Genomic DNA, 22,216 nt, shown 5'->3' with positions numbered 1-22,216 from the left:
CGGCGTTCAGCGCTTGAGCAGGTCCACCAGCGCGCGGGTGCGGCGGCGCTCGGTCCAGGCCACGGCGGCGAACACCACGCCGAAGGCCAGCGGCAGCGCCGCCCAGGCCGGCTCGATCACGGTGACCTGCACGATCGCCGCGCCGATCATCAGGCCGATCAGCCCGGTGGCCGCCAGCCCCGCCAGTGCGGGCACCACCAGGCCGATCGCGCCGGCCGCCTCGACCGCGCCGACGAAGTAGCGCATCCCGTCGCCCCAGCCGAGCCTGGCGAAGGTCTCCATCGCGTCGGCCTGCCCGGCGAACTTCGGCAGCGCCGAGCCGAACAGCAGGAACGCGCCCAGCAGGACCCGCAGCGTCCACAACACCCGGCGCACGGCGGTGGAGGAGGCGGCGGGAGCGGCGGTGGCGGTGGTGTGGGTGGCGGCCATGATGTTCTCCTCAGAAGCGGTGTCGGCTTGCCTCACCCACGCGTCGAACGGCCGCCCGGCGGATCGACATCCCCCGCGACATTTTCTTTGGGGTTTTCGTTTCCGCAGGTCAGAAGCGAAAAAGGGGAGAGGTGGCGTGCCCCGCCTCTCATGCCCGCCTTGACGAAAAGCTCGCCCGGCCCGTCGAAGCGGTCCAGAATCGGCGCGAGCCCCACATCCCGCAACAGATGCTGGGAGAAGCGCCATGAGACGTCGCCTCATCGCCTGGATCGCCTCCGCCGCACTGGCCGGGGCCGCCGCCGGCACCACCGCCGGGCTCGCCCTCAACCCCACCCCCGGGGACGCCGCCCCGCGCCTGGCCACCACCACCGGCGCACGGCCCGCCACCGGCACCCGCCACCTCGCGCTCAACATGCCCGCCGCCGACCGCGCCAGGGCCGCCGCCCTCGGCTACGACCTGTTCGATGTCGGTCCCGACCCCGCCGAGATCGCCGCGCTGCCCGAGGGCGGCCGGGCCATGGTCTGGGTCGGCAACTTCACCTGCGGCGACTTCGCCCTGTCGGCCGACGACTTCACCGCCGCCGTCAAACGGCTGGCCCGCGACCCGCGCGTGTACGGGTGGTACCTGTCGGACGAGCCCAACCCCCAGCAGTGCCCCGGCGTGGTCGGCGAGATCCGCAAGCGCGCCGACATCGTCCACAAGCACGCCCCCGGCCAGAAGGCGTTCGCCTCGCTGACCGACTGGACGATGGAGCCGCTGCGCGTCGCCGACACCCACCTGGACCTCATCGGCCTGGACCCCTACCCCTGCCGCGCCGAGGCCAAGGGCTGCGACCTCAAGGCCATCGACCGCATGGTCGCCCAGGCCGACAAGGCCGGGTTCTCCCGCCGCATGATGGTGCCGGTCTTCCAGACCTTCGGGCAGGCGTGCAGCACCGGTGACAAGAACTGGCGGCTGCCCACCGCCGCCCAACTCCAGTCCATCCTGGACCGCTGGAAGACCCTGCTGCCCGGCCCCGCCCTGGACATCAGCTACTCCTGGGGCCGCCAGAAGGAATGGGCCTGCCCCGCCCTGGCCGACGCCGACGGCGACGACGGCCACCCCGACCTGCAAGCGGTGATGAGAAAGCACAACGCCACCCGCTCCACCACCCCCGAACAACCACCCGGCGGGCAGACGCCCGGCACCGGCGGCTGGGGCGCGCCCGTGGTCACCGAGACCTTCGACGGCACCACCCTCGACCCCACCAAATGGGTCGTCTACGACAGCCCCGACGCCAAGGTCAACCCCCGCACCAAAGCCGCCACCGCCGTCTCCGGCGGCCGCCTGCGCCTGACCGGCGCCCTCTACGACGGCAAGGACCTGTCCGGCGGCGTCGCCTCCCGCCTCAACCAGCGCTACGGCCGCTGGGAGGTCCGCATGCGCGCCGACGCCGGACGCGGCTACTCCGCCGTCGCGCTGCTGTGGCCCGAGCACTTCGGGAAACCCGAGAAAGCCGAGATCAACTTCGCCGAGGTCATCGACCCCACCCGCAAGACCACCGGCCTGTTCGTGCACCAGGGCCCCGACGGCGAGCAGACCGGCCGCGACGTGCGCGCCGACTTCACCCGCTGGCGCACCGTCGCCCTCGACTGGCTGCCCGGCGGCCTCGCCTTCTCCATCGACGGCAGGAAGGTCTGGCACTACACCGGCAAGCTGCTGCCCAAGCAGACCACGATGGGCCTCGCCCTGCAGATGGACCAAACGTGCGACCGGGGACCGGCCCACTGCCGCGACCGCTCCACCCCCGACAAGGTCACCATGGAAGTGGACTGGGTCCGCATCTACCGGCCGCCCGCGAACGGCACGTCCAGCCCCGCACCGCCGTCGGCACCCCCGCCCTCGGCGCCGCCGTCCGACCAACCGTCCGGGCAGCCCTCCGCACAGCCCACCCCGTGCGTCCCGCGGCCCGCCCCGGCCAAGAGCGGGTGAGCCCTCAGGACGGCAGCGACGCGTAGGCCGCCAGCACCACGCCGATCCCCCGGTCGTCGCCCAGCGTGCCGGGGGACAACATCCTGTTCATGACGTAGGACACGCACATCCGCGCGTCCAGGTCGACCACCACCAGCGACCCGCCCCACCCGCCCCAGAAGCACGTGCGGGGGTTGGGCGAGATCGGCACCTCCGCGCTGCGCAGCCCGTAGCCCATCCCGAACCGCAGCGGGAAGCGCAGGAACCGGTCCTTGCCGTTGGACTGCTCCTCCAGCACCCGCTCGCAGCCCGCCTCCGACAGCAGCCGCACCCCGCGCGCGCTGCCGCCGTTGGCCAGCACCGACTGCACCGCCGCCACCGATCGGGCGTTGCCGTGCCCGCCCGCCGCCGGGATCTCCGCGCGCCGCCAGGCGGCGGTGTTGGCGGTCTCGGGCTTGAACGGCGGGTTGCCGAACAGCCGCGCCGCCGCCCGCGCCGACTCCAGCGCCGCCCCCTCCGGGCGCGGCGGCGGGATGACCGGCGCCACCCGCGCGTCGTGCTCGGCGGCCAGGCCGATGTGGAAGTCGGCGCCCAGCGGCCCAGCGACCTGCTCGGCGAAGAAGGCCCCCACGCTCTGCCCGGTGACGCGCCGGATCACCTCCCCGACCAGGTAGCCCTGGGTGAAGGCGTGGTAGCCCGACCCCTCGCCCGGTTCCCAGCGCGGGGCCTGGCGGGCCAGCACCGAGGTCGCCCGCTCCCAGTCGTACAGGTCCTCGACGGTCATCGGCTCGGCGTCCCAGGACGGCAGGCCCGCGGTGTGCGCCAGCAGGTGCGACACCGCCACGCGCTCCTTGCCCGCCGCCGCGAACTCCGGCCAGTACCGCGCGACCGGCGCGTGCAGGTCCAGCTCGCCCCGGTCGGCCAGCACCAGCGCGCACAACGCCGTCATCGTCTTGGTGATCGACCAGCAGTTCACCAGCGTGTCGCGCTCCCAGGGGCGGGTGCGGGCGGCGTCGGCGTGGCCGCCCCACAGGTCCACCACCGGCTCGCCCTCCAGGTAGACCGCCGCCGACGCCCCCACGTCCGCGCGGTCCAGGGACGCGGCCAGCACCTCGCGCACCGCGCCGAACCGCTCGTCGCACACACCGTGGATCTCCGCCATGGACGCACCGTAGCCCGGCGGCGCGCCCCCGACTAGAGCGAGATTCTAGACAGCGGGCCGTCGCGACGCCCGCCGGTTCACCCTGCGAGAAAACCGGCCCTTCCACCCGCCCCCGCGCCACGGTCATCATGATCGGGTCGTTCCCCGCCCCACCCGCCTCCCTCCCGCCCCTCCGTGGCCCGCCCCCCCCCGCGCGAAAGGATCCGCCCATGCCCTCGGTCACCGTCGCCGACGCGTCCGTCCACTACGAGGTCGAGGGCGCCGGGCCCCCGCTGGTGCTGGTGCACGGCACCCAGGGCAGCGCCGAGACCCACTGGGGCCACCTGGTGGAGTCCTTCAGCGCCGACCGCACCGTGATCCGCCCCGACTGCAGCGGCAGCGGCAAGACCACCGACGGCGGCGGCGCGCTGACCGTCGAGACGCTCGCCGCCCAGCTCGCCGCCGTCTCCCGCGCGGCGGCCGACGGGCCGGTGGACATGGTCGGCTTCTCCCTGGGCGCGGTGGCCGCCGCCGCCACCGCCGCCCTGCACCCCGGGCTGGTGCGCCGCCTGGTGCTGGTCGCCGGCTGGACGCACACCGGCGCGGCCCGCCAGCGCCTGATGTTCGAGCTGTGGCGCGACCTGGCCCGCACCGACTTCCGGCTGTTCTACCGGCTGGCGGTCCTGTCGGGCTTCAGCCCCCGCTTCCTGGAGACCCTGGGCGCCGAGGGCGTCGAGCAGATCGTCGCGGCCGGCGAACCCGAACCGGGCCTGGAACGGCAGATCGAGCTGGACCTGCGGGTCGACATCCGCCCCCTGCTCCCCAAGGTCACCTGCGAGACGCTGGTGGTGGAGCTCGGCCACGACCAGATGGTGCCCGGCTGGGGCCCCACCGCCCTGCACGAGGGCATCGGCGGCAGCCGCTACACCAGCCTCGACAGCGGCCACCTGGTGCTGTTCGAGCGGCCCGGCGAGCTGGTCGACACCGTCCGCGGCTTCCTGTGACCCGCCGCTGACCGGCCGCCCGCCCGGCCGCCTGCCCGGCCCCGTCCACCTCGTTCGCCCTGATCAGCGCGTTCTGCCCGCTGCCCGGCATGTAGTTAGATGAGGCTTGCCTTATTTGTCGGACGCCGGGTCGGGGGATCGTGTGATCGAGGGGCCGACGGGGCCGCGCGTGCTCCGGGACGCCGTCCGCACGCAGTGGCGCGACGTGACCGCCAGCGCCGTGCTCGCCTCCGGGCACCAGGTCGGCGAGACCCTGGTGCCGGTCCTGATCGGCCTGGCGGTCGACCGCGCCCTGGCCCCCGGCGACGGCCGCGCGCTGCTGCTGTGGCTGGCGGTGCTCGCGCTGGTCTACTTCATGCTGTCGTGGAGCTTCCGGCTCGGCGCGATGGCGGGCGAGCGCGCCGGGGCCCGCGCCGCCCACCGGCTGCGCATGGCGCTGGTGGAACGGGTGCTGGACCCGCGCGGCGGCGCCGAGGACGGCCGGCTGCCCGGCGCGCTGGCCACCATCGCCACCGAGGACGCCCGCCGCGTCGGCGCGGTCAACGTCGCGCTGTTCGCCGGGATCGCCGCCCTGGTCGGCATCGCGGTCGCGGCGGTGGTGCTGCTGCGCATCTCGTTGCCGCTCGGCCTGCTGGTGCTGCTGGGCACGCCTGCGCTGCTGGCCGCCGGGCACCTGCTCAGCAAGCCCCTGGAACGCCGCAGCCACGCCGAGCAGGAACGCGCCGCCCGCGCCTCGGCCGTGGCGGTGGACCTGGTCGGCGGGCTGCGGGTGCTCAAGGGCATCGGCGCCGAACCCGCCGCCGTCGCCCGCTACCGCGCCACCAGCGGCGCGTCGCTGGCCGCCACCCTGCGCGCCGCCCGCGCCGAGGCCGCCCAGAACGGCACCGTCCTCGCCCTCACCGGCGTGTTCATCGCCGTCGTCGCGCTGATCGGCGGCCGCCTGGCCGCCGCCGGCGACATCGGCCTGGGCGAGCTGGTCACCGCCGTCGGCCTGGCCCTGCTGCTGCTCGGCCCCCTCCAGGTGTTGTCGTGGGTCACCACCGAACTGGCCCAGGCCCGCGCCTCGGCCGCCCGCATCGCCGCCGTGCTGGCCGCGCCCGCCGCCGTCCCCGCCGGGACCGCCGCCCCGCCCCACCCGGTGCACGGCCGCCTGCGCCTGACCGGCGTCACCAGCGGCCCCCTGGACGGCGTGGACCTCGACGTCGCCCCCGGCGAGCTGCTCGGCGTGGTCGCCGCGCCCGCCGACGCCGCCGCCCTGCTGCGCTGCCTGGCCCGCCAGGCCGACCCCGACTCCGGCACCGTCGAGCTGGACGGCGTCGCCCTCTCCGCACTCGACCCCGGCGAGGTGCGCCGGGCGATCCTGGTCGCCCCGCACGACGCCGACCTGTTCGAGGGCACCCTGCTGGACAACGTGACCGCCGCCGTCCCCACCGACGCACGCACCAACGCCCGCACCGATCCGGGCAAGGCCCTGCTGGCGGCCGCCGCCGACGACATCGCCGCCGACGCGCCCGTCGGCGAGCACGGCCGCGCCCTGTCCGGCGGCCAGCGCCAGCGCGCCGCCCTGGCCCGCGCCCTGGCCGCCGACTCGCCCGTGCTGGTCCTGCACGACCCCACCACCGCCGTGGACGCCGTCACCGAGGCCCGCATCGCCGACGGCCTGCGCGCCCTGCGCGACGGCCGTACCACCCTGGTGGTCACCACCAGCCCCGCCCTGCTGGCCGCCACCGACCGCGTGGTGCTGCTGGAAGGCGGCCGCCTCACCGACACCGCCGCCCACACCGACCTGGTCCACCGCAACGACGCCTACCGGACGGCGGTCCTGGCATGAGCGCCGCTCCTCCCGACACCCCGGTCCCCGGTTTGCTGCCCACCGCCACCGGCGCGCAGGTCCGCGCCGTGCTGGGCGAGCTGGTCCGCCCGCACCGCCGCCTGGCGCTGGCCGCCTTCGCCGTCCTGGGCGCGGCCACCGGCATCGGGCTGCTCACCGCCCCCGCCCTCGGCCGCATCGTCGACATCGTCGCCGACCACCGCTCCCCCGACGCCATCACGCCCGTCATCGTGCTGCTGGTCGTCGTGGCCGTCGCCCAGGGCGCCGCGACCGCCGCCGGGCTGTCGCTGACCGCGCGCCTGGGCGAGACCGTGCTGGCCCGGCTGCGCGAACGCTTCGTCGAACGCGCCCTGCACCTGCCCCTGGACCAGGTCGAACGCGCCGGAACCGGCGACCTGGCCGCCCGCGTCACCGGCGACGTCTCCCTCATCGCCGAGGCCGTCCGCCGCGCCCTGCCCGAACTGGTGCGCTCCTGCCTGGCCATCGTCCTCACCCTGACGGCCCTGGCCCTGCTGGACTGGCGGTTCCTTCCGGCGGCGCTGTGCGCGCTGCCCGTCCAGATCTCCACCGCCCGCTGGTACGTCCGCCGCGCCACGCCCCTGTACGTGCGCCAGCGCGTGGAGACCGGCGTCCAGCAGCAGCGGCTGCTCGACAGCATCGGCGGCGCCCCCACCGTGCGCGCCTTCCGTCTGGAGGACGACCACACCGCCCGCGTCGGCCGCGCCTCCGCCTCGGTGGTCGACCTCACCCTGCGCGGGGTGAAGCTCGTGCTGCGCTTCTACAACCGGCTGCACGTGGCCGAGTTCGTCGGCCTGACCGCCGTGCTGGCCGCCGGGTTCCTCCTGGTGCGCGGCGGCTCGGTGTCGATCGGCACCGCGACCGCCGCCGCCCTGTACTTCCACAACCTGTTCGCGCCCATGAACACCGTGCTGGTGCTGCTGGACGACGCGCAGGCCGCCGCCGCGGGCCTGGCCCGGCTGGTCGGCGTCGCCGCGGGTCCCGAACCCGACACCACCGCCCGGCCCGCCCCCGCGACCGCCGATCTCACCGCCCGCGCCGTCGAACACGCCTACCTGCCCGGCCGCCCCGTCCTGCACGCGGTCGACCTGGACCTGCGGCCCGGCGAACGCGTCGCGCTCGTCGGCGCCAGCGGCGCGGGCAAGACCACCCTCGCCAAGATCGTCGCGGGCGTGCACCCGCCCACCGGCGGCGCCGTCCTGCTCGGCGGCGCCCCGCTGGCCGACCTCGGCCCCGGCACCGTCCGCCGCGCCGTCGCCCTGGTCACCCAGGAGGTCCACGTGTTCGCCGGACCCCTGGCCGACGACCTGCGCCTGGCCCGCCCCGACGCCGCCGACGACGACCTGCGCGCCGCCCTCGACCGCGTCGGCGCGCTGGAGTGGGCCGACGCCCTGCCCGGCGGCCTGGCCACCGTGGTCGGCGAGGGCGGCCACCGCCTCACCGGCGCCCAGGCCCAGCAACTCGCCCTGGCCCGGCTGGTGCTGGCCGGACCCGCGGTCGCGGTGCTGGACGAGGCCACCGCCGAGGCCGGCAGCGCCGGGGCCCGTGCCCTGGAACGTTCCGCCGCGGCCGCCGTCGACGGCCGCACCGCGCTGATCGTCGCCCACCGCCTCCCCCAGGCCGCCACCGCCGACCGCGTCGTGGTCATGGACGGCGGCCGCGTGGTCGAGAGCGGCACCCACGACGAGCTGCGCGCGGCCGGAGGCCGCTACGCCGCCCTGTGGGCGGCCTGGTCCGGCAACCGCGACCAGAACTGAACCGGGTGTCGCAAAGCGCCGCCGTGACAGGACGTGCCGGGCGGGGCGTCAGCCGTCGCGGCCCCAGGGGCCGGTCACCGCGAACGTCGTGCCCGGGTCGTAGACGTTGACGAACATCGTGCGCCCGTCCGGCGCGAACGTCACCCCGGCGAACTCGCCGTACTCCGGCTCCTGCGCCGTGCCGATGTTCTGCCGGTTGCGCGCCATCGGGTACACCGTCCGGCCGCGCGTCACACCGAACACGAACTGCTCGCCGCCACCGTCCTCGCACACCATCAGCCCGCCCTGCGGGGCCAGGCAGATGTTGTCGGGCGACTCGCCGACCTTGTCCACGTCCGTGCCGGGCCCGAACACGATCACCAGCGTCAACCGGCCCCGGCGCGGCTCGTAGGACCACACCTGACCGAAGTGCGCCGCCCGCGAGCCGTCCCCGGTCCGCGCGAAGCTCGACACGAAGTAGACGCGGTCGCCGCCCCAGTAGCAGCCCTCCAGCTTCTGGGCGTGGGTGATGCCGCCCTTGCCGAAGTCCTGGTCGCGGATCGGCGTCTGCCGCGCCAGCGGGTCGGGCACCTTCCCCCACTCCACCCGGTCGAAGGCCGCGCCGGGCCGCTGCACCACCGACAGGTCCGGCACCCCCGGCACCCGCAGCGCCTCCAGGCGGCCGCCCGCGTGCAGGCTGCCGTACCCGCCGCGCGGCCGGTTGGGCAGGAACCGGTAGAACAGGCCGAATGGGAAGTCGAAGGCGTCCTCGGTCTCGTACACCACGCCCGAACGCGGGTCGATCGCGATGGCCTCGTGCTGGAAGCGGCCCATCGCGGTGAACGGCTCGGCGTCGGTGCGCCGCCGGTAGGGATCGACCTCGAAGACGAAGCCGTGGTCCTTGGTGTAGCCGTTGGTTCCGGCCTTGCTCTCGTCCTCCTCGCACGTCAGCCAGGTGTGCCAGGGGGTGGGGCCGCCCGCGCAGTTGACCGCCGTCCCGGCGATGGCGACCCCCTCCGAGCGGACCCGGCCGTCGCGCAGCTCCAGCGAGGTGCAGCCGCCCTTGCCTTCGGGGTCGTAGGTGAGGCCGTCGATCGCGGGCACGCGGTAGGCGGCGTCGGGGCGGTTCTCGTGGTTGCGCACCAGCCATACTTCGTCGCGTCGCCGCCCGGGGAGCGCGGTCATGCCGTCGTGATGGCTGGGCACCGGGCCCTCGCCCGAACGCAGCGGCCGCCCCTCGCGCGACAGGATCGTGTAGCGGAAACCGCGCGGCAGGTCCAGGACCCCGGCGGGGTCGGGCACCAGCGGCCCGTACCCGGCACGGCCGCCGACCTGCGCGGTCGCCGCGCTCCCGGCGAACAGCTCGTCCACCGCACCGGCGAAGGCGATGCCCGCCCCCACCGCGCCGGTCCGGGCGAGCATCTGACGTCGTGTTACGGACATGGCCCTCACTCCGCCGCTGGTGTAACGGTGAACCCACCCGTGTGTAACACACGAAACCGCCCTTGGGAACGCTCCGTTTCCCAAGGGCGGTCGCCGCGCCGGTCGTCATGCCGACGCCGTGCCGGTCGGGCCCGTGGCCGGGCCGGGCGGCCGGTCAGGAGGTCGGGTCCTGACCCACCTCGCCGCGCCAGGCGCCGGTCTCCAGGCCGCCGCGCTTCTCGATGAACTCCTTGAAGCGCTCCAGGTCGCCCTTGACGCGCCGCTCGACGAGGTTGAGCTTGTCGGCGGCCTTCTCGGCCAGGCCCTCGGGCGCGAACTCCATCTGGAGCATCACGCGCGTGGTGTTGTCGCCGAGCCGGTGGAAGGTCACCACACCGGCCTGCCGGGGCTCCTCGACCGAGGTCCAGGCGACGCGCTCGTCGGGGTTCTGCTCGGTGATCTCGGCGTCGAACTCGCGCGAGACACCGGCGATCTTGGTGACCCAGTGGGTGCGCGTCGGCGTGCGCTGCTCGATGCGCTCCACACCCTCCATGAACTGCGGGAAGTCCTCGAACTGCGTCCACTGGTTATAGGCGGTGCGCACCGGGACCTCGACGTCGATCGACTGCTCGATCTTGCTCATATCCTGACTCCTTCGTGTCGACGGGATCACCTGTCGCCCTGCCCGACGCATCGGGGGCCAAACAACGGTGCGTCAGATCACGGTCACCCGCCACGTTCGGGACGCCGTCGGCGCGGTGCCGGATCAGCCCGCCGCGCGGACCAGGCGCGCGCCCATCTCGCGCAGCACGCCGGCCAGCTCCGGCGGCTCGCGGACCTCGAAGTCGATGCCCAGATAGGCGATGCGCAGCGCCGTCCACTCCAGGGACGCCTCCGCGACGCGCAACGTGCAGGTGCGGTCGTCCACCGGCTCCAGTTCCTGGTCGGTGACGCGGAACCGGTCGGCGAGCTCGCGGGCGGAGGCGTGCACGGTCAGCACCGCCCGCACCGTGGGACGCGCGGCGGCCAGCGAACGCTTGACGTAGGCGGCGGCGTCCTCGGCGGGCAGCTCGCGGGGCGCGTCGCGCACGCCGGTGGCCAGCGGATCGGCGATCCGGTCGACGCGGAAGGTGCGCCAGTCGGCGCGCTCGACGTCCCAGGCGACCAGGTACCAGCGCCGCCCGGCCGACACCAGGCCGTGCGGCTCGACGTGGCGGCGGCTCTCGCCGTCGCCCTTGTCGCGGTAGCGGAAACGCAGCCGCTCGTGGTCGCGGCAGGCGGCGGCCAGGACCGTCAGCGTCTCGGCCGAGACCGTGGGACCGGCGGGCGGGTCGTCGATCGGCACGGTCGCGGTGGCCAGCGCCGACACCCGGCGGCGCAGCCGGTCGGGCAGCACCTGCTCCAGCTTGGCCAGCGCGCGCACCGAGGTCTCCCCGATGCCCTCCACGGCCGCGCCCGCCGCCGTCCGCAGGCCCAGCGCGATCGCCACCGCCTCCTCGTCGTCCAGCAGCAGCGGCGGCATCGCGGTCCCGGCCTCCAGCCGGTAGCCGCCGACCGCGCCGCGCGTGGCGCGCACCGGGTAGCCCAGCTCGCGCAGGCGCTCGATGTCGCGCCGCACGGTGCGCTCGCTCACCTTCAGGCGGCCGGTCAGCTCCGGGCCGGTCCATTCGCGCCGGGTCTGCAACAACGACAACAACTGGAGCAGGCGCGCCGGGGTGTCGGTCATGCCCCTCAGTATGCCCGCGCCATCAGGTCGGGATCTGGCCTGATGGCCGCCTAGCGTCGTGGCCATGAGCGAACCACAGGAGCACCGGGAGCACATCGTCATCACCGGCGCGCGGGAGAACAACCTCAAGGACGTCGACCTGCGCATCCCCAAGGAGCGCCTCGTGGTGTTCACCGGGGTGTCGGGGTCGGGCAAGTCCTCGATCGTGTTCGACACCGTCGCGGTGGAGTCCCAGCGCCAGCTCAACGAGACCTTCACCTGGTACGTGCGCAACCGGCTGCCCAAGTTCGAGCGCCCCGACGCCGACACGATCGACCACCTCGCCCCGGCGATCGTGGTGGACCAGCGGCCCATCGGCGGCAACTCCCGCTCCACCGTCGGCACCGTCACCGACATCTCCTCGGTCGTGCGCGTGCTGTTCTCCCGCCACGGCGAGCCCAGTGCGGGCGAGGCGAGCGCCTACTCCTTCAACGACCCGCAGGGCATGTGCCCCGAATGCGACGGGCTGGGCCGGGTGGTGCGGCTGGACGTGGACAAGTTCATCGACCGCGCCAAGAGCCTCAACGAGGGCGCGATCCGCCTCCCGCAGATGCGCGTGGGCAGCTACTGGTGGCAGCTGTACGCAGAGTCGGGCCTGTTCGACGCCGACAAGCCCCTGGGCGAGTTCACCACCGAGGAATGGGACCTGCTGCTGTACGGCAAGGGCTTCCGCGTGCCGCGCGAGAACCGGACCGGCTCGATGGGCCACAACGCCTACGAGGGCCTGGTCCAGCGGTTCGAGCGCCTGTACATCAACCGCGACCTGACCCGGCTGTCGGCGCGCACCCGCGAGGAGGCCCGCGCCGTCGTCACCGAGGCGGTGTGCCCGGTGTGCGAGGGGGCCCGGCTGAACGCCGCCGCGCTCGCCACCCGCGTCGAAGGCCGCAGCATCGCCGAACTGAGCGCGCTGGAGGCCACCGACCTCATCGAGTTCCTGGCCACCGTCGACGACCCGGTCGGCACCCCCATCGCCGAGGCTGCGATCACCCGGCTGCGGCGGCTGGTCGCGGTCGGGCTCGGCTACCTCAGCCTGGACCGGGAGACCGCCACGTTGTCGGGCGGCGAGGCCCAGCGCCTGAAGGTCGTGCGGCACCTGGGCTCCAGCCTCACCGGCATGACCTACATCTTCGACGAGCCCAGCGTCGGGATGCACCCGCGCGACGTCGGCCGCCTGATCGACCTGCTGCGCCAGCTGCGCGACAAGGGCAACACCGTTCTGGTGGTCGAGCACGACCCCGACGTCATCCGCATCGCCGACCACGTCGTCGATCTCGGGCCCGGCGCGGGCGCGCACGGCGGCCACGTCGTGTTCCAGGGCCCCGTCGAACGGCTGCTGGGGACCGACACCCTCACCGGCCGCGCGCTGCGCCAGGGCACCCGCATCAAGCAACGTTTCCGCGAGCCGACCGGCTGGCTCACCGTCACCGGCGCGGACCTGCACAACCTCAAGAACGTCACCGCCCGCTTCCCCACCGGCGTGCTGACCGCCGTCACCGGCGTCGCCGGATCGGGCAAGAGCACCCTGGTGTCGCGGGTGTTCGCCGCGCGGCACCCCGAGGCGGTGCTGGTCGACCAGTCGGCGATCCGCGGCTCGCGCCGCTCCAGCCCCGCCACCTACCTCGGCGTCATGGACCCGGTGCGCCGCCTGTTCGCCGACGCCACCGGCGCCGACGCCGGGCTGTTCAGCTTCAACTCCAAGGGCGCCTGCCCCGAGTGCGACGGCAACGGCGTCATCTTCACCGACCTGGCGTTCATGGACCCGGTCACCACCGTGTGCCCGGTGTGCCGCGGCTCCCGCTACCGGCCCGAGGCGCTGGGACACCGGCTGCGCGGCAGGACCGTCGCCGACGTGCTGGCGCTCACCGCCGAGGAGGCGCTCACGTTCTTCCCCGAACCCCGCGTCCACGCCAAACTGCGCACCCTCAACGACGTGGGCCTGCCCTATCTGACGCTCGGCCAGCCGCTCAGCACCCTGTCGGGCGGCGAGCGCCAGCGCCTCAAACTCGCCGACCACCTGCACCGCAGCGGCATGGTGTACGTGCTGGACGAGCCCACCACCGGCCTGCACATGGCCGACATCGGCACGCTGACCGCGCTGCTGGACCGGCTGGTGGACGGCGGCAACACCGTCATCGTCATCGAGCACAACCTCGACGTCGTCAAGCGCGCCGACTGGGTCATCGACCTCGGCCCCGACGGCGGCAAGCACGGCGGCGAGATCGTGTTCACCGGCACCCCGGCGGCGCTGGCCGAGGCCACCGGCTCCCTGACCGCCGACCACCTGCGCCGCGCCCGCTGACCGGCCACGGCCCCGCGCTGGCCTGTTCCGGCTGATTCCTCGACATACCGCCTCCGATCGGGAGAAGGTGGGCGCCCTTGCCCATGATCACCCGATGGAGAGGACCGAGTATGACGCCGTTCCCCCCACGGCCGTACTCCCGGCGGCGCAGGCCCGGCACCCCGGGCCGCGCGCTGCCGGCCGCGCTCGCCGCGGTCAGCGTGTTCACCCTCGCTCCCGCCGCCGACGCCGCCGTCCGCGACCGCTACACCCCGGGCGCGCCCGGGGCGGGCGACCCCTACTTCCCCAACCTCGGCAACGGCGGCTACGACGTCGGCCACTACAAGCTCAAGCTGGCCTACGACCCCGACCACGACCAGCTCGACGGCACGGCCGTCATCACCGCCCGCGCCACCCAGAACCTGTCGTCGTTCAACCTCGACCTCAGCGGCATGGACGTCGACAGCGTCACCGTGGACGGCCGCAAAGCCGACCACAGGCGGCGCGGCACCGAGCTGACGATCACCCCGCGCCGGGGCCTGAAGGCGGGCAGCACCTTCAACGTCGCCGTCACCTACGGCGGCGTTCCCCAGACGATCGTGGGCTCGCCCATCGTGTTCGGCTCGCCCTACGGTTTCCTGCACACCCCCGACGGCGCCTACGTCGGAGCCGAGCCGGACGGCGCCTCCACCTGGTTCCCCGCCAACGACCACCCCTCCGACAAGGCGCGCTACGACTTCTCCATCACCGTCCCCAAGGGACTGGGCGCGGTCGCCAACGGCGTGCTGGAGTCCAGGAGCGAAGGCAGGGCCGCCTTCAGCCGCCGCCGCTCGGCCGCCCCGTCGGTCACCTACAAGTGGCGCGAAGAGGGCCTGATGGCCAGCTACCTGGCCACCATCGACATCGGCAAGTGGGACGTCAAGACCGGAAAGACGCCCGGCGGCGTGCCGATGTACGTCGCCGTCGACCCCGAGGTCCGCAAGCTGCCCGCGCCCGGCGGCGTGGACCCGATCGACTACTACTACGACACCACCGCCAAGGCCACCGACTTCTGGGTCCAGACCTACGGCGCCTACCCGTTCAGCACCGCGGGCGCGATCGTGGACGACGCCCGCTTCAACGGCGAGCCACTGGGCTTCTCGCTGGAGACCAACGGCAAACCCGTCTACTCGGCGATCCGGCCCGACCGCACCATCGCCCACGAGATGGCCCACCAGTGGTTCGGCAACGCGGTCGCGCCCCGCGACTGGCAGCAGATCTGGCTGAACGAGAGCTTCGCGCGCTGGTCCAACTGGTACTGGACCGAGAAGGTCATGGGCGGCAACACCGTCGCCACCGAGGCCCGCAACACCTACAACCTGCACCCGGCCGACGACGCCTGGTGGAACGTGGTCATCGCCGACCCCAAGCGCGACACCATGTTCCACAACCGCCAGTACCACGGCGGCGCGATGGTGCTCCAGTTCCTCCGCGAGAAGATCGGCGAGGAAAAGTTCCTGGAGCTGCTGCGCACCTGGTACGCCCGCAACCGCGACAAGAACGTGGTGACCGAGCAGTTCACCGCCCTGGCCGAGCAGGTCTCCGGGCAGGACCTGGACCAGTTCTTCCAGACCTGGATCCACTCCCCCGGCCGCCCGCCGCTGCCGTGACCCGCTGATCCGTCCCGTTCGATCCGATGCCCGCCCGCACCGTCCCCGGTCCGGGCGGGCATCGACTTTGGTCTATCGGCCATGGCGCTTCGGCGGCTGCCCGGCCACCCCCGCACCGGCGAACCTGGTGCCATCACCACGATGAGGACAGGGGCACTGGACCATGACCACGGGGACGTCGCCGACCGGTACGGCCGAGGGGCGCTGGCTGCTGCGCAACGGGGAGCACCGCATCGAGGCCGAGGCGGCGCCGCGCGGCAAGACCCGCTGGGCCCGGCTGCTGGTGGACGGCCGGCGGGTGGCCGAGAAGGAGACCAAGCTCAAGTCGCTCACGGTCAAGCTCGACGAAATCGACGAGCCGGGGGTGCTGGCCGAGTTCGGGGAGGGCTGCCAGCTCAAGGTCGTCTGGGACTGGCTGGGCGACGCGAGCCACGTCGCGGTCCTGGTGCCCAAGCCCAAGGACGGCGAGGAGGGCGAGGAGGGCGGCGGCGGCAAGGTCAGCCTGGTGAAGGCCGACAAAGCCGAAGACGAGGACGACGACAAGGAAGAGAAGCTCTCCGAGCTGCTGAAACGCTTCGACGAGCTGCCGTTCGCGCCGCCGGAGGGCACCCGCGCCCACAAGCGCGAGAAGTTCGCCCGCGAGCACCCGAAGGTGTACGCGGCCCGGCACGTGGCGCTGGCGACCAGCAAGGTGATCTGGCCGCTGCTGGGCATCGGCCTGGCCATCAAGCTGCCCTGGCCCGACATCCCGTGGCCCGACCTGCACATCCCCATGCCCGACGTCGACCTGCCCAGCATCCCCTGGCCCGACATCGACCTGCCCGACATCCCGTGGCCGGACTGGCACGTGCCCGGCTGGATCAAGGCGATCCTGCGCACGACCAAGTACTGGATCCCGATCCTGATCGCGATGGGCATGGCCGTCGGCGAGTACGACCGCCGCAAGAAGCAGCGCGCGAAGGTCGCCGAACTGGCCGCCAAGAAGGATGACGACCGCCGGCCGGCACGTCACCAGCCGCACGAGCGCGAGGAGTGACGGCCGGCGCGGGCGGCGTCAGAGACCTCGTTCGATCATGCCGATGAGGTCCCGGCCGGCCTGCTCGATCCGGGCGTCCGGTAGACCGCGCAGCGGCCCGTCGATGAGCAGGACGGCCAGGCCGTGCATGCACGACCAGATGAGGAATTCCGCGCCCGGCCGGTGCTCGACCGGCATCCTGCCGCAGGAGACCAGATCGTCCAGCGCCGCGCCCAGCAACTGGAAGGGCGTGCGGCCGTCGGCTCCGGCCGACGGGGCGGCCTCGGCCTGGCTCATGTCGGCGGGGACGAAGAACGCGGCGCGGAACAGCCCGCGCTGGACGCAGGCGAAACGCAGGTAGCCGGTGCCGACGGCCCGGAAGCGCGCCAGCGCTTCCTGGACGGGGTCGCTGCCGGAGGTGTGCAGGCGCTGCCGCTCGGCCTCCATCGTGCGGGCCAGCGCCGCCATCGCCTCCAGCGACACGGCGTGGACCAGGGCGTCGCGGTCGGCGAAGTGCCGGTAGGCGGCGTTGGGCGACACCCCGGCGCTACGGGTGGCCGCGCGCAGCGCCACCGCCTCGGGGCCGCCGGTCCTGGCCAGCTCGACCCCGGCCGCCACCAGGGCCTGGCGCAGGTTCCCGTGCCGGTAGGTGCTCCGGCGGGGCGCGCCGGTTTGCTCGGACATCATCGTGATCCCTTCATGTGGATGCTGTCCACATCCTATGTGGACAGCATCCACATATGTGTGGCAGGATCGGGCCACGCCCAGAAGTGGACGCCGTCCACATAACCCTTGTGAAGGAAGAACACCGATGAGCAAGCTCGTGGTCTCGACGTTCCTGTCCCTCGACGGCGTCATGCAGGCCCCCGGCGGCCCCGGCGAGGACGACTCCGACGGCTTCCGCCACGGCGGCTGGCTCGTCCCGCACGCGGACGAGGAGTTCGGCCGGATCATGGCCGGGCAGCTCGCCACCGCCACCGGGATGCTGCTGGGCCGCCGCTCCTACGACATCCTGTCCGCGCACTGGCCGAACGTCCCCGACGAGGAGGGCGGCGCGCAGCTCAACGGCATGGCCAAGTACGTCACCACCCGCTCGCCGATGACCGCCGCGTGGAACAACACCGAGGTCCTGGTCGGCGACGCCGCGCAGACCGTCGCCGACCTGAAGGAGCGCACCGACGGCGAACTGCTCGTCCAGGGCAGCAGCGACCTCATCGGCACCCTCCAGCGCGCCGACCTGGTCGACGAGTACCGGCTGCTGACCTTCCCCGTCGTCCTGGGCGAGGGCAAGCGCCTGTTCACCCCCGGCACGGTCCCGGCCAACCTGAAGCTGACCAGCGTCTCCAGCACGCCCGCGGGCGTGGTGTACAGCGTCTACCAGCGCACCGGCGACCTCGCCTACGGCACCGTCGCCCTCGACGCCTGACCCCCGCGCTCCCCGGTTCGGGGCGACCTCGCCCAGAACCGTCATCCCCTCAGCTCAGCCGAGCGCGCCCTGCGCCGCAGGCCCCCGCTCCTCCCCGCGAACAGTGAAGGAACCTCCGCCATGACCGCCGCCCTCAGCGTCCGTCCGCGTCCCGCCGTCTCCACCCGTCGCCTCCGCGCCACCATGGTCGGCCTGGCGCCCGTGCTCAACGGTGCCGTCTACCTGGCCGCCAGCACGTTGGGCGTGGACTTCGACCTCACCGCCCCCGGCGCCGCCGAGCCCTACCACTTCACCCTCCCGGTGATCGTGGTCGCCAGCCTGCTGTTCGCGCTGCTGGGCTGGGCCGCCTTGGCGCTGCTGGAGCGCTGGACCCGGCACGCCGTCACGATCTGGTCGGTCTTGGCCGCGACCGTCACGGTCTTGTCGATGGTCCCGATCGGCATCGAGGACGGGACCTGGGCCACCCGCATCAGCCTCGCCCTCACCCACGTCGTCGTCGCAGCGGCCCTGCTTCCGACGCTGCGCGCCTCCTCCCGTTGACGAGGCCGCGTCACCCGCTGAGCAGCGCGAACAGCCCGGCGCACGTCAGCGCGACCATGACCGCCGCGATGGGGAGCTGGCCGCGCAGCGTCCGCTCGGCGGGCTGGGTGCGCAGCGCCAGGTCGTGCGCGGCGATCGTCCCGGCGATGTGCCCCAGCACGATCGCGTTCACCTGCACCTGCGCGGTCAGCGTCGGCCCGGCCAGGTCGTAGTCGACGCGGTTGCCGGTCGAGCCCAGCAGGTTCAGCCCCGTGCCGAACGGGTCGCTGGCCAGGATGAACGTCGTCTGCCCTTCGAGCACGAAGAACGAGAAGTAGTGCGCCAGGGTGTAGCCGAGCGCGATCGGCAGCAGCGTGGCGGCGAACCGGCCCGGCACCACCGCCGGATCGTCGCCGGTCAGCGCCGCGCTCGCCCGCATCGCGGCCAGGTACAGAACGGTGACCGCGCCGATCGCGGCGGCCAGCCCGAGTGTCCCGGCGACCAGGCTGGACGGGTCGACGTTGTCGCGCCAGTAGGTGGTGCGGGTGATGCCGTCGAAGCCGGTCGAGCCGATCAGCACGCAGGCCGCCGCGACCAGGCCGGGTTCGCCGGTGCGCCGCATCAGCCCGGTCAGCGGGGTCCGCAGCACCAGTACGCCGTCGGTGCGGCGGCCGATCGGGCAGAGCCGGGCCAGCAGGTTGGAATACGCCTCGAAGCCGTCGCCGCCGGTGAACCAGTCGCGGCCGAACCACCAGGCCAGCGCCACGTTGACGGCCGCGTACGCGACGATCAGCGTGCCGACCAGGCGCGGGTCGGAGCGGTGCGGGGCGACCAGCTCCAGCCACACGAACGCCGTCAGCCAGACGGCGGCGGGCCGGTACCCGAGCCGGTCCGGCAGCGGCCTGCGGCCGCGGGGGTCGGTGCGGGTCAGGCGGCACAGTCCGGCGTGCAGGGTGCGCAGCGGGTTGACGCGCCGCCACACCGGGCCGAGCAGCACGCTGGCGGGGACCAGCCCGACCCAGAAGGTGACGAACAGGGCCCACGGGGCCAGGTTGGTCTTGTCGGTGGGCGGCCCGGCGAAGGCGACCACGACCACCAGCGCCGTCGCCGCCAGCGCCAGGACGCGGCCCGCCCAGGTCAGGGCGGGTGCGTCCAGGAGGCGGGCGAGGCGCGCGGGCAGCGGCCGTCCGCCCTCGGGGTGCAGCCTCGGCCGCTTCCACGCCACCGTCAGGGCGAAGAACGAGACGGCCACGGCCACGCCGCCGCCGACGATGGCGGCGACCGCGTCCAGCGGCAGGTCGGTCCGGCCGCCCAGCCCGTGCGCGAGGACCGTCGTCTCCGGGGGGACGGGCACCTCAGCCCACCTGCAGCTCGAACACGCGCGCGCCGGAGTGGTGCAGCTCGGCCTCGAACACCCCGGGCTTGTCGGCGGTCAGCTCCAGCGTTCCGGGCGTGCCGGGCTTGAGCTCGACGGTGCGGTCGTAGCCGTGCAGGTGGAACTCGTCGGCGGCGTCGCTGGTGATGGTGACGCGGACGGCCGTGCCGCGCTTCACCTTCACCCGGCCGCCGCCGTCGGTGCGGACCTTGCCCTTGGCGACCGTCACCGTGATGTTCGTAACGTTCTGCTTACTTGACGGCGAGGCGGTTGTGGCCGTCGCGCCACCGGGCGTCGCCCCGGCGGACGCCGCGCCGGAAGTCCCCGCTGACGTGCCCGGATCGTCGGCGGGCTCGCCGCATCCGGCCGCCGCGGCGAACGTTCCCACTGTCACCGCGGTCACCAGAACCCTCCTCAGCAACACCTGTTCGTCCCTTCTTTCCCGTGGGTGTCCCACACCAACAGAACGTGACACTAGACAATGACACATTGAAAGCTGACATACTCCGGCCGGGGTGGTTTGTACCCCATTTGGATGGCTATAGGAGCACCCGTGTGGGATCCAGTGACGAACACCGGTACACAAGTCGCGCTGCGGCTCGCCGCGCAGGAGAGCAAGCCCGCGGGCGGGGCGGCGCTCGATCAGATCGTCATCGCCACCGGCGCGGCGGCGGTGCTGACCGCGGTGCTGCTGGTCTTCGGCTGGGGGCACCGCACCGGCCGCATCACGCTGCTGACGAAGCTGGCCGACCTGTCCGAGCGCGGCCCGGGACGCGGGCTGCCCGGCTGGGCCTCGCTGCCGGTGATCGTCGCCCTGGTCTCCCTCATCACCGCGCTGCTCGGCATGTACTGGGACATCTCCCTGCACATCTCGCACGGCCGTGACGAGGGCCCGCTGGCCAACATCGCGCACTACCCGATCCTGATCGGCCTGTTCGGCATCTTCACCTCCGGCGTGTTGTCGGTGGTGCTGCCCAACAAGGGCGTGCGGCCGGGCAAGGCGGCCGTCCGCATCACCCGCGACTGGTACGCCCCGGCGGGCGGCGTGCTGCTGGCCGGAGCCGGGTTCTACGCGCTGCTGGGCTTCCCGCTGGACGACGTGTGGCACCGCATCTTCGGCCAGGACGTCACGCTGTGGGGCCCCACCCACCTGATGCTCATCGGCGGCGCGGGCCTGTCGCTGGTCGCCATGATGATCCTGGAGCGCGAGGGCCGCCGCGCCTACGACGGCCCCGCCGACCAGGAGCCGCCCGGCTGGGCGCGCTACGTCCGGCGCGGCATGCACGCGGGCGGCCTGCTGATCGGCCTGTCGGTGTTCCAGGCCGAGTACGACTTCGGCGTCCCGCAGTTCCGCCTGGTGCACCAGCCGCTGCTGATCGCGCTGGCCGCGGGCTGCGCGCTGGTCGCGGCCCGGTTGTGGGTCGGGCGCGGCGGCGCGCTGTTCGCCGTGGTGTTCTACATGCTGGTCCGGGGCGGGGTGTCGGTGTTCGTCGGCCCGGTCATCGGCGAGTTGTGGGCGTCGGTCCCGCTGTACTTCGCCGAGGCGCTGGTCATCGAGCTGGTCGCGCTGGCGCTGGTGCGCCGTCCGTTGTTGCTGGGCGCGGTCGGCGGCGTGCTGATCGGCACCGTCGGGTTCGCGGGCGAGTACGCCTGGAGCCAGGTGGCCTTCAAGCTGGCCTGGACCGGCGACATCCTGGTCGAGGGCATGATCATGGCGGTCGTCGGCGGTGTGGCGGGCGGCCTGTGCGGCGCGATGCTCGCCGAGGGCCTGGAAGGGCGCCTGCCGAGGCCCGCCGTGGCGCGCACGCTGTTCGCCGCGTCGATCCTCGCGGTCGCCGCCGCCGTCGCCAACGGCCTGGTCATCAACGTCCCCACGGGGCAGCAGGCGACCGTCACCCTGACCGACGTCAAGGGCGGCAAGGACGACCGCACCGCCAACGCGCGCGTCACCCTGTCGCCGCGCACCGCCGTGGACGGCCCGACGTGGGTCGCCATCACCGGCTGGCAGGGGCAGGGCCTGCACGTCGAGCCCATGGTCAAGGAGAGCGAGGGCGTCTACCGCACCAGCGCGCCGATGCCGCTGCACGGCGACTGGAAGACGCTGATCCGCGTGCACGACGGCCGCACCCTGGCCGGGGTGCCGATCTACATGCCGGCCGACCCGGCGATCGGCGCGAAGGAACTCCCGGCCACCGACAGCTTCACCCGGCCGGTGCAGAGCGAGAAGAAGATCCTCCAGCGCGAGCTGAAGAGCGACGTGCCGGGCTGGTTGTGGCTGGCGGCGTCGGCGGTGGTGCTGTTCTGCACGCTGGCGCTGCTGATCGCGCTCGGCTGGGGCGTGGCGCGCGTCGCCCGCACGCTGCCCGAGCCGGCCCGGGTGACCGGCGCGCCCCGGGAGAAGGTCGGCACATGACGGCCGGAGCCCTGACCCTGCCGGTGGACGGGGTGCTGGCGGACGGCGTGCTGGCCACCCACCCGATCATCAGCGCGGTGCCGTTCTTCGTCCCGACCTTCGTGGTCGTCGCGGTGATCGCGGTGGTGATCTGGCGCGACCGCAGGCGCGGCGACGACGAACCCGACGCCGAAGACGAGTCCGCCAAGGCCACCACCGAGGACGTGTCCTAGGGCCTGTCTCAAAGACCTCAGCCACCGCGCGA

The 22,216-nt window shown here is 73.5% G+C and carries 19 protein-coding genes; 11 read left to right on the top strand and 8 right to left on the bottom strand.

Annotated features, from left to right (window positions below):
* Positions 1–6: 6 nt before the first annotated feature.
* Entirely contained in the window at positions 7–429 is a 423-nt protein-coding gene (locus AH6_RS02200) for a DoxX family protein (protein WP_067472596.1), read from the bottom strand.
* A 244-nt stretch (positions 430–673) separates the two neighbouring features.
* Here AH6_RS02200 and AH6_RS02195 point away from each other — a divergent pair, with 244 nt between their 5' ends.
* Entirely contained in the window at positions 674–2,401 is a 1,728-nt protein-coding gene (locus AH6_RS02195; RefSeq protein ID WP_067472593.1) for a glycoside hydrolase family 16 protein, read from the top strand.
* 4 nt (positions 2,402–2,405) lie between these two features.
* Here the strand turns inward: AH6_RS02195 and AH6_RS02190 are convergent, their stop codons facing one another.
* Positions 2,406–3,542: a serine hydrolase domain-containing protein gene (locus AH6_RS02190; RefSeq protein WP_067472590.1), complete on the bottom strand. Its 1,137-nt coding sequence runs from the start codon at positions 3,540–3,542 to the stop codon at positions 2,406–2,408.
* Positions 3,543–3,751: 209 nt separating this feature from the next.
* Between AH6_RS02190 and AH6_RS02185 the strand changes: the two genes are divergently transcribed.
* The 3 genes from AH6_RS02185 to AH6_RS02175 all read left to right on the top strand — a co-directional run bounded on the left by AH6_RS02185 (position 3,752) and on the right by AH6_RS02175 (position 8,131).
* Positions 3,752–4,525: an alpha/beta fold hydrolase gene (locus tag AH6_RS02185; protein ID WP_067472587.1), complete on the top strand. Its 774-nt coding sequence runs from the start codon at positions 3,752–3,754 to the stop codon at positions 4,523–4,525.
* Between the two features lie 169 nt (positions 4,526–4,694).
* A complete protein-coding gene (locus AH6_RS46440) occupies positions 4,695–6,356 on the top strand; it encodes an ABC transporter transmembrane domain-containing protein (RefSeq protein ID WP_281180177.1) in 1,662 nt (553 codons plus the stop codon).
* The gene (locus AH6_RS02175; RefSeq protein WP_067472580.1) at positions 6,353–8,131 is read left to right on the top strand and encodes an ABC transporter ATP-binding protein; all 1,779 of its coding nucleotides are present in this window, start codon (positions 6,353–6,355) and stop codon (positions 8,129–8,131) included. The genes AH6_RS46440 and AH6_RS02175 overlap by 4 nt, the downstream gene beginning before the upstream one ends.
* A gap of 48 nt (positions 8,132–8,179) precedes the next feature.
* On the opposite strand, the gene AH6_RS02170 is transcribed toward AH6_RS02175, so the two are convergent.
* The 3 genes from AH6_RS02170 to AH6_RS02160 form a co-directional block, all read right to left on the bottom strand.
* Positions 8,180–9,553: an alkaline phosphatase PhoX gene (locus AH6_RS02170; protein WP_083982141.1), complete on the bottom strand. Its 1,374-nt coding sequence runs from the start codon at positions 9,551–9,553 to the stop codon at positions 8,180–8,182.
* A gap of 154 nt (positions 9,554–9,707) precedes the next feature.
* A complete protein-coding gene (locus AH6_RS02165; RefSeq protein WP_067472574.1) occupies positions 9,708–10,175 on the bottom strand; it encodes an SRPBCC family protein in 468 nt (155 codons plus the stop codon).
* Between the two features lie 123 nt (positions 10,176–10,298).
* Positions 10,299–11,258: a helix-turn-helix transcriptional regulator gene (locus AH6_RS02160; protein ID WP_067472571.1), complete on the bottom strand. Its 960-nt coding sequence runs from the start codon at positions 11,256–11,258 to the stop codon at positions 10,299–10,301.
* Between the two features lie 64 nt (positions 11,259–11,322).
* Between AH6_RS02160 and AH6_RS02155 the strand changes: the two genes are divergently transcribed.
* The 3 genes from AH6_RS02155 (at position 11,323) to AH6_RS02145 (ending at position 16,260) form a co-directional block, all read left to right on the top strand.
* On the top strand, positions 11,323–13,596 hold the full coding sequence (locus AH6_RS02155; RefSeq protein ID WP_067472568.1) for an ATP-binding cassette domain-containing protein: 2,274 nt from the start codon (positions 11,323–11,325) through the stop codon (positions 13,594–13,596).
* Positions 13,597–13,706: 110 nt separating this feature from the next.
* A complete protein-coding gene (locus AH6_RS02150; protein WP_083982140.1) occupies positions 13,707–15,224 on the top strand; it encodes a M1 family metallopeptidase in 1,518 nt (505 codons plus the stop codon).
* Positions 15,225–15,387: 163 nt separating this feature from the next.
* Positions 15,388–16,260 (top strand): hypothetical protein, encoded by an 873-nt coding sequence (locus AH6_RS02145; protein WP_067472565.1) that lies wholly within the window; start codon positions 15,388–15,390, stop codon positions 16,258–16,260.
* Positions 16,261–16,278: 18 nt separating this feature from the next.
* On the opposite strand, the gene AH6_RS02140 is transcribed toward AH6_RS02145, so the two are convergent.
* The gene (locus AH6_RS02140; RefSeq protein WP_067472562.1) at positions 16,279–16,926 is read right to left on the bottom strand and encodes a TetR/AcrR family transcriptional regulator; all 648 of its coding nucleotides are present in this window, start codon (positions 16,924–16,926) and stop codon (positions 16,279–16,281) included.
* 124 nt (positions 16,927–17,050) lie between these two features.
* Between AH6_RS02140 and AH6_RS02135 the strand changes: the two genes are divergently transcribed.
* Both AH6_RS02135 and AH6_RS02130 read left to right on the top strand, forming a co-directional pair.
* Positions 17,051–17,665 (top strand): dihydrofolate reductase family protein, encoded by a 615-nt coding sequence (locus AH6_RS02135; protein WP_067472559.1) that lies wholly within the window; start codon positions 17,051–17,053, stop codon positions 17,663–17,665.
* A gap of 120 nt (positions 17,666–17,785) precedes the next feature.
* Complete coding sequence (locus AH6_RS02130) at positions 17,786–18,205, top strand: DUF6069 family protein (RefSeq protein ID WP_067472556.1); 420 nt, start codon at positions 17,786–17,788, stop codon at positions 18,203–18,205.
* A gap of 10 nt (positions 18,206–18,215) precedes the next feature.
* Here the strand turns inward: AH6_RS02130 and AH6_RS02125 are convergent, their stop codons facing one another.
* Both AH6_RS02125 and AH6_RS43305 read right to left on the bottom strand, forming a co-directional pair.
* On the bottom strand, positions 18,216–19,538 hold the full coding sequence (locus AH6_RS02125; RefSeq protein WP_067472553.1) for a hypothetical protein: 1,323 nt from the start codon (positions 19,536–19,538) through the stop codon (positions 18,216–18,218).
* 1 nt (position 19,539) lies between these two features.
* Positions 19,540–19,962, bottom strand: coding sequence for a cupredoxin domain-containing protein (locus AH6_RS43305; RefSeq protein WP_157431212.1), 423 nt, complete (start codon positions 19,960–19,962; stop codon positions 19,540–19,542).
* A 150-nt stretch (positions 19,963–20,112) separates the two neighbouring features.
* On the opposite strand from AH6_RS43305, the gene AH6_RS02115 reads away from it, so the two are divergent.
* Complete coding sequence (locus AH6_RS02115; RefSeq protein ID WP_245679133.1) at positions 20,113–21,972, top strand: hypothetical protein; 1,860 nt, start codon at positions 20,113–20,115, stop codon at positions 21,970–21,972.
* A complete protein-coding gene (locus AH6_RS02110) occupies positions 21,969–22,184 on the top strand; it encodes a hypothetical protein (RefSeq protein WP_067472547.1) in 216 nt (71 codons plus the stop codon). Before AH6_RS02115 ends, AH6_RS02110 begins: the two co-directional genes overlap by 4 nt.
* Positions 22,185–22,216 lie beyond the last annotated feature (32 nt).

It is taken from the genome of Actinomadura hibisca NBRC 15177 (assembly GCF_001552635.1).
Taxonomy (GTDB): Bacteria; Actinomycetota; Actinomycetes; order Streptosporangiales; family Streptosporangiaceae; genus Spirillospora; species Spirillospora hibisca.
This window is presented reverse-complemented; position numbering and strand designations above follow the sequence as displayed.